This window comes from Flavobacterium sp. WG21, assembly GCF_000335775.1.
Classification (GTDB): domain Bacteria; phylum Bacteroidota; class Bacteroidia; order Flavobacteriales; family Flavobacteriaceae; genus Flavobacterium; species Flavobacterium tructae.
Map to the genome: position 1 here is coordinate 25617 of NZ_AMYW01000044.1, position 8067 is coordinate 33683.

The 8067-nt window shown below is 32.4% G+C and carries 1 protein-coding gene; it reads right to left on the minus strand.

From position 1 onward, the window contains the following. Positions 1-5: 5 nt before the first annotated feature. Positions 6-8057: an amino acid adenylation domain-containing protein gene (locus tag C245_RS0121115; protein WP_369770056.1), complete on the minus strand. Its 8052-nt coding sequence runs from the start codon at positions 8055-8057 to the stop codon at positions 6-8. Positions 8058-8067: the final 10 nt, after the last annotated feature.

The following is an 8067-nucleotide window of genomic DNA, read 5'->3' on the forward strand; positions in this document are numbered from 1 at the left end:
TCCCCTTATTCAAAAAGAGAATTGAAATCCTCTATTGCCAGCGGTATATCTGAAACATCACTAGCCGTTACCTCACTATACTTCAATTCTGAAATATGATCCATAATATCAATCAAGGCCTTCTTGTAGAACTCCTTTAGGACTTTGATAGTTTCTGTTTTAAAGAACTTATCGTTATATCTAAAACTTACTTCCAAACGGCCTTTAGAAACAATACTTTCAAGTTCAATTAAAAAAGGGTTAATCTTGTCATCGCTTATAGTTTTTCCAAATGAACCGTTTACCAATGAAAAATGAGATTCATCAAAAATTTCATCTATCTGTCCAAAATAATTAAAGGAAATTTGCGGATTTTTACCCGCATCAAAAGCTGAAAGGTGTTTTTCATCAGACAAATACCTCAAGATTCCAAATCCTATACCTTTATTAGGGATCTGTCGAAGATTTTCCTTTACTTCTATTATCTGTTGCGAAATATCATCTCCAATATATTGCAGTAAAACGGGGTATTTTGAGGTAAACCATCCTATAGTTCGGGTAATATCCAGTTCAGGTATAATATCTTCTCTACCATGACCTTCCATTTCTATAAGTAATTTATCAATCCCAAATGTTTTATATAAAGCAATTGAAAGAGCCGTTAATAAAAGGTCATTGATTTCCGTAGAAAATACTTTGTTCATTGAAGAAAGTAATAATTCTGTCTGATCTGTTGAAAATGATAAATTTTCACTCTTAAAATCAATTTCCAATAGTGAATTGGAATTGTAGTCAACAGGAATCGATTTTATATCTGAAGACAGTATCGTTTCCCAATACCCCAATTCCTGCAAAGCAGTTTTTTTAGAAGCATACTTTACTAATTGTTCCGACCAAACTTTAAAAGAATTTGTTTTTTTAGGCAAGCTAAATTTTGCTGCTTTAGAATGAGCATTTATTAGCGATTCCATATCTTGTAACAATATTCGCCAGGAAATACCATCTATAACTAAATGATGAATTGAAAGAAAAAGAAAATCTCCAATAGGTGTATGAAATAATCCTACTCTTAATAATGGGCTTATTCGTAAGTCAAATGACTCGTGTAAGGCATTAAAAACAGATTCTAAATCATCTAATTTAAATGAAGCATCTTTATATTCAAATTCATTTATGAAACTAGGGTAAATAGTTGCTGATTCCTCAATAAATTGAACAATCCCATTCTCAGTTTGAGTAAAGGTTGCCCTTAGTCCATCATGATGCCTTAGTAAAGACATAAATACATCCTCAAGTGTTCCTTTATCTAAAGCAATTTTAGACTTCAACAAAACTGCCTGATTATAATGACTTAAAGTCCAGTTATTTTTACTAAAAAATTGATGTTGAACAGGTGTTAAAGATAGCTCTCCATGCACTTCCGATTGATCAATCTCTATGTCTACAGTTGTAATTTTATTTACAATTCGGTCAATTGTTTGTTCTTCAAAAAGGTCCTTAATCGATAATTTTAAATTTATATTACGTAAACTAGCTATAACTTGGATTGCTTTAATTGAATCACCTCCGGTAGAAAAAAAGTTATCCTTAATTCCTATTGGAGACCTGCCAAGTATTTTCTCCCAAACTTCGACCATTTGTTTTTCAAGTAGTGATGTTGGTGCTTCATATTCAATCTTGTTAAATCTTCCTTTTGATATACGGGATAAGGCTTTAAGATCTACTTTACCATTGTGGGTAATTGGGATATATTCCTGAGCAATAAATAATGTTGGCATCATGTATATTGGCAGGTATTGCTTTAAAAAAGATTCAAGATCATTACCATTCAATACCACATCACTCACGTAAAAAGCAACTAGAATCTTATCTCCATTTGCTGTTTCATCTGCCAATACGAAGGAATTATTTATATCATTATGATTTAACAATACTCTTGCTATCTCTGATGGTTCAACTCGGTATCCTCTAATTTTTACCTGATTGTCTTTTCTTCCCACGAAACATATTTTCCCATCTACATTCCAATAACCTAAGTCGTTCGTTTTATAAATAGTTTCATTTTTTAAATATCTGTCTTTTACAAATCTTGTTAAACCACTTTCTTCATTACTTATGTACCCTGAACTTAAAGCAGATCCTCCAACACAAATTTCACCTATTACCCCGCGAGGAAGTAAATATCCATTATCATTTAATATATACACATTTGTATTTGAAATTGGAGATCCAATTACAGGATTTTTTTTAAATACTTGTAAATTATCATAGGTAATAGGCTGAGTTAAAACTCCGATAGTCGTTTCTGTTGGCCCATAATGATTAACAATTGTCATTTCCCTGCGATCAGATAGCAACGTGCTAACATCCTCAACATCGATCGCTTCTCCTCCACATACCAAAACTCTTAACGAATATTGCTGAACGCTACGTTTGTAATCTTCATCTAAAACTAGCATTCTCAAATGTGAAGGCGTTACTTTTATATATGTAATATTGTGATCGATCAAATATCGTATGATACTTTCCTGATCGGCTGATTTATTTTCAGGAAGAATAACCAGTTTAGCCCCTCTAATAAGACTACTCCACAAACTTGTATACGTTAGGTCAAATGATATTGATGACATTAACAAAGTACTATCATTGGTCGTAATATTGTAAGTATTACTAAACCAGGTCTCATAATTTAACAATGCCCGATGACTAATTCTAACACCTTTAGGTTTACCTGACGATCCTGAAGTATATATAACATATGCATCATCTTCGGGCTGATTGACAGAAACTAAATTTTCACAAGGCATTTCATCCAAAGTGGCTTCGATAGCATCAATGTTAATAATTTTTGCACCCACATCATTTGGTAAATTATCACAAGTAGTCTGATCACAAAGCAATACGCCTAAATTAGATTCTTCAATAATTAATTTAAGACGCAGAATAGGAATATCTGGCGGAATTGGCAAGTAAGCAGCTCCTGTTTTCATAATCCCCAATATTCCGGAGATAAGTGTATTAGAACGTTCCATTATTATACCAACAACAACTCCCCTATTACTATTGTACTTATTTACTAAGAAATGAGCTAATTTATTTGCTCTTTTATTGAGTTCATCAAATTTCCAACTAGTCTCATTGAAACCTATTGCTATTGCATCAGGATACTCATTCATTCGAGTTTCGAATTTAGCAACTACACTAGAAAATGATTCCTCGGCATAGATCACCTCGCTCTTTTTAGAGAGCTGCCATTGCTTTTCTTCAACACTCAAATATTCTAAACTATCAATTGTGCTTGTTGGGCCCTCAATGATAGCACTAAGTATTGATTTAAAATGCCTTAACATATTTAAGACATCAGAGTAGGCAAATAAATCAGTATTGTAATTTAAATTTAAAATTATCTCCTCATTAGCTTCCAAGAAATTAAAACTTAAATCATATTTACTGTAATTGCTTTTAAAATTAATACCTTCAATATCAAAACCTTGAATATCATGCAATAATTCATTGTTCATTGCATTCTGTTGAATCACCATAATATCAAATAAAGGAGATCTACTTAGGTTTCTATCGGGGTTAAGTTCTTCGATTAATACATCGAAAGGATATTGTTGATGCTCAAAAGCTTTTAAAAAATTTTCTTTAATCGTTTTTAATAAATCACAAAATCCGCGCGTACCATCAATCTTATTTCGTAAGGCTAATGTATTAATGTATAACCCGATCTGATTTTCGAGTATTTTTTGAGGTCTTGCAGCAACAGGTGTACCGATAACTATATCGCTCTGCCCACTATAAAAGTACATTAAAACATTTACAGAAGCCATCAAGGTCATAAATAAGGTACAGTCGTTCTTCTTACTTAAATCGTTTAGTAACTGCGTAAGTGAAGAGTCTAATCTCACTTCTTCAAACGAACCGTTAAATGTTTTATAAATAGGTCTTTCCTGATAATAAGGCAGATTTAATACTGGTATTTCGCCTGAAAATTCTTTTAACCAATATTCTTTTGCTTGTACTACTTTATCATCAATTAAGTTTTTATTTTGCCACGCAGCATAATCTTTGTATTGAATCTGTAGCGGGGCAAAAGGCTCATCCCCATCCGCTTTATGCAAGTTATAATAAGCATAAAATTCGTTTATGAGAACATCCATAGACCAGCCATCAGAAATAATATGATGAAGTGCGACTAAAAAAAAGTGTTCATCAGCCTGTTTTCGTATGAGATGACACTTAAACAACGGCCCGAATTCCAGGTCAAATAATGTGTTATTATGATTGTTAACTATACTTTCTAAAACATCATAATCACCACTAGCACCCTCTAAATCAGAAAACTCTATTTCAATTTCTATTTCACTGATCGGGTTAATTTTTTGAAATGGTATCCCATCCACTATCTTGAAAACCGTGCGCAAACTTTCATGTCTATTTACCAAAGACAAAATAGCTTTTTTTAATATATTTCTATCTAACTGTCCCTTTATTCGGATTCCTGTAGATATATTATAAGCCTCTTGGTGTTCTTCAAGTTGCGCTAATGCCCAAAGTCTTTTTTGCGCATGACTTACAAGATATAACTCAGCTTCTTCGACTGTACTAATAAAAGATAAGTTGTTGGCATCTTTCTGTAAAATCACTAAAGCCATAGATCTTATTGTAGGGTTTTCAAATACCTCCCTTAAATTTAGCTCTACAGCCAGTTCGTGCAGAATATGACCTATTAAACGTATTGCTAATAGGGAATTTCCTCCAAGTTCAAAGAAATTTGCAGTAACACTAATACGATCTACATTCAAAAGATTACCCCAAATAAACTGAAGCTTTTCTTCAGCAAGATTATCGGGATCTTGAAATTTTTCTTCAAAATCAGGTTCAGGAATATCCAATAGTACCTTTCTATCAATCTTTCCATTATTAGTTAAAGGTAGATAATCTACTACGATTATTTTAGTTGGTATCATATACTCGGGAACTTCTGATTTTAGTCTTTCCAGAATAGAATGTGTCGATATATCTTTCGTGTTTGTACTTATAAAAGCTACTAGATAGGGTTCGTGATTTCTGTTGCTTTTTAAAATAACTGCAGCTTCAGAAATATTCGATTGTTGTATAAGTTTATGTTCAATTTCCCCAAGTTCAACACGGTTTCCTCGTATTTTAATCTGACTATCTTTTCTACCGTAAAACTCAATTGTGCCATCATACAAATACCTTGCTATATCGCCCGTTTTATACATCCTTACGTTTTCTCTAAAAGGATCGTTCACAAAACTTTCTCTTGTTTTGGCACTATCTTTCCAATAACCACGTCCAACACCCAATCCAGAAACACATAACTCTCCTTTTACCCCTATAGGACATAGCTGTAATTGATCATCTAAAATATAAATATTGCAATTCTGAACGGCTTTCCCTATAGGAACAATTTCATAATCCGGTACGTTAAACATTATGTGATGTGTAATATCATCTGATGCTTCGGTAGGTCCGTAAGCGTTAATTACTTTAATGTCCGGATAAAAATTAAACCACCTCTCAACCAAATTGCGATTTAATGTTTCTCCTGTAACGACCAAACATTGAAGATGGGGATAATCAATTCTGCCCTGCATTTCAAACCATTCCATCATAACGTTTAAATAGGAAGGAACTACTTCCAGAACAGTAACATTATCCAGTTTGATACTTTGCGCTAAAATATTTGGCTTTAAGACTATGTTTTTATCATAAATTAAAGTTTTACCGCCTACCATCAATGCTGCTAAAAATTGCCAAATACTAATATCGAAAGTTATTGAAGCATTCTGAACAATAATACTATCTGCGTCTAAATTTAAATCGTTTACCTTACCATATAAATGATTTAACATACCGATATGTTCAATCATAACGCCTTTCGGAGTTCCTGTTGATCCGGACGTATATATGATATAAGCAAGTTGTGAAGTTTTTACCTTGATACTTGAGTCGTTAGGTGAACTCTCTTGAATAGCTGCTGCATCTTTAATAATTAGTTTTTCTTGCTTTGCGATTTGATAATCATCCAAACAAATAATACATGAATTATTGTCTTTGTTAACTATATATGCACTAATCTCATCACTAATGTATTTAGAAGTTGTTACAATAAACCTACATGAGAGATCGTTCAGAATATCGATTATTCTTACTACCGGAAATGATGGTTCAATTGGTACATAAGTTGCGCCGGATTTCATGATCCCTATAAGAGCAACTAAAGATTCAATAGATCTATCCAACAAAACAACTACTCCTTCTTCAGAAGATACACCACTATCTATCAACACATTACTCAACCTATTTGAGGCTTCATTGAGTTGTTTATAACTATAACTATTTTCTTCATGTGAAACAGCTATTTTATCTTTATGTAGTATTGCTATTTCATGGAAAACATTCAAAAAAGTACTATCTATAGGCAGTTTCTTCTGATTGTTGTTAAATTTTTCAAATAGTTTTTTATCAGACTCAAGTAACAAATTATAATTAGCAACAGGTTTAGTATCATCTTCTAATATTTGATTTCCAATTAATTCAATTTGAGCAGCCAAATTTTTGATTTGCCAATCTCCAAATATTGTAGGATTATAAACAACTCGGATCTCAATATCTTCATGACGTTGATTAAAAATTATATTAAGATCCAACTGGCTAAATTTTTCAATAATCTTATATGCATTATAGACTAATCCATTCGCTTTGTCAGTTTCATTTTCTAAAACATCTGTAAAATTCTGAAATTCAACCAATACATCGTATATAGGTGATCTACTCATATCCCTACTTAATGAAAGTTCATTAACCAATCTGTCAAATGGGTAATTTTGATGGTCCTGAACATCTAATAAGTTTTTTTCTATACGTCTGAATAAATCCGTAAAACTATTTTCGGGGAAAATTTGGTTTCTTAAGACCAAATTATTTAAATAATATCCCATTTGTAGCTCAAGATCTTTGTGAATGCGGCCGGCTGAAGTTGTTCCAATAATAATATCCTGTTGTCCGGTATATTTATAAAGTATAATATTTACCATTGACAATAGAACTGAAAATATGCTACTGTTATTTTTATTCGCATATTTTTTCAATCCCAAGGTAAGTGATCTTGAAAGAGTAAATTCTTGAGAACTACCATGATAATTTTGAACTGAAGGGCGTGTCTTCTCTCCGGCAATATTTAAAACAGATAAAGGTTCTTTTAACAAACTATGCCAAAATTCGCGATGGTTTTCGAAATTACTATTTTCTAATGACTGATATTGCCAATGTACGAAGTCTTTGTATTGAATTTTGAGCTCAGGCAATACTACTTCATAACCTTGAACAGCTGCATTATAAAACTTCATTAGCTCATCCATCATTATTACCATAGACCATCCGTCTGATACAATATGATGAATGCAAATTTGCAAAAATGAATGCCCTTCATTAATTTCATAAAGGTTTACACTAAATAGTAACTCCTTTTGAAGATCAAAAGATTTTAATAATTCTACTTCAATTTTGTCTTTCACATTTTGAGATAAATCTGACATATCATGAATAGATATTTTTATATTTAGCTCGTGAATATCTCTGATAAACTGGCGCAATTCTCCATTATGCATGGCAAAGTTTGTGCGTAATATTTCGTGTCTTTCAACTACATTTTTCAGTGAAGCAACGAGTTTTTCTTTATCGACAAAACCTTTCAATTCAAATACAGAATTAATATTGTATGCCTGTTTAGCACCTTCAAACTGACTTAAAATCCATATTCGTTCCTGACCAGCGGATACTTTGTAACCATTATTTTCCTTTTTGATCGGAAGAATACTTTCAAAAGATTTCCCATCCTTTTCGCTCAATTCAACTTGCATAGCCAATCTGCGAATTGTAGGATTTAAAAACATTGTTTTAAGAGTAACGTTCAATCCCATCTCGCTCTTGATACGGCTCAATATCTGAATGGCTTTAAGGGAATGTCCTCCAAATTCAAAAAAGTTGTCATTAACTCCTAAATCATCTGATTTTAATACAGACGACCAGATCTTTTGAAGCCCGATTTCTAGATCG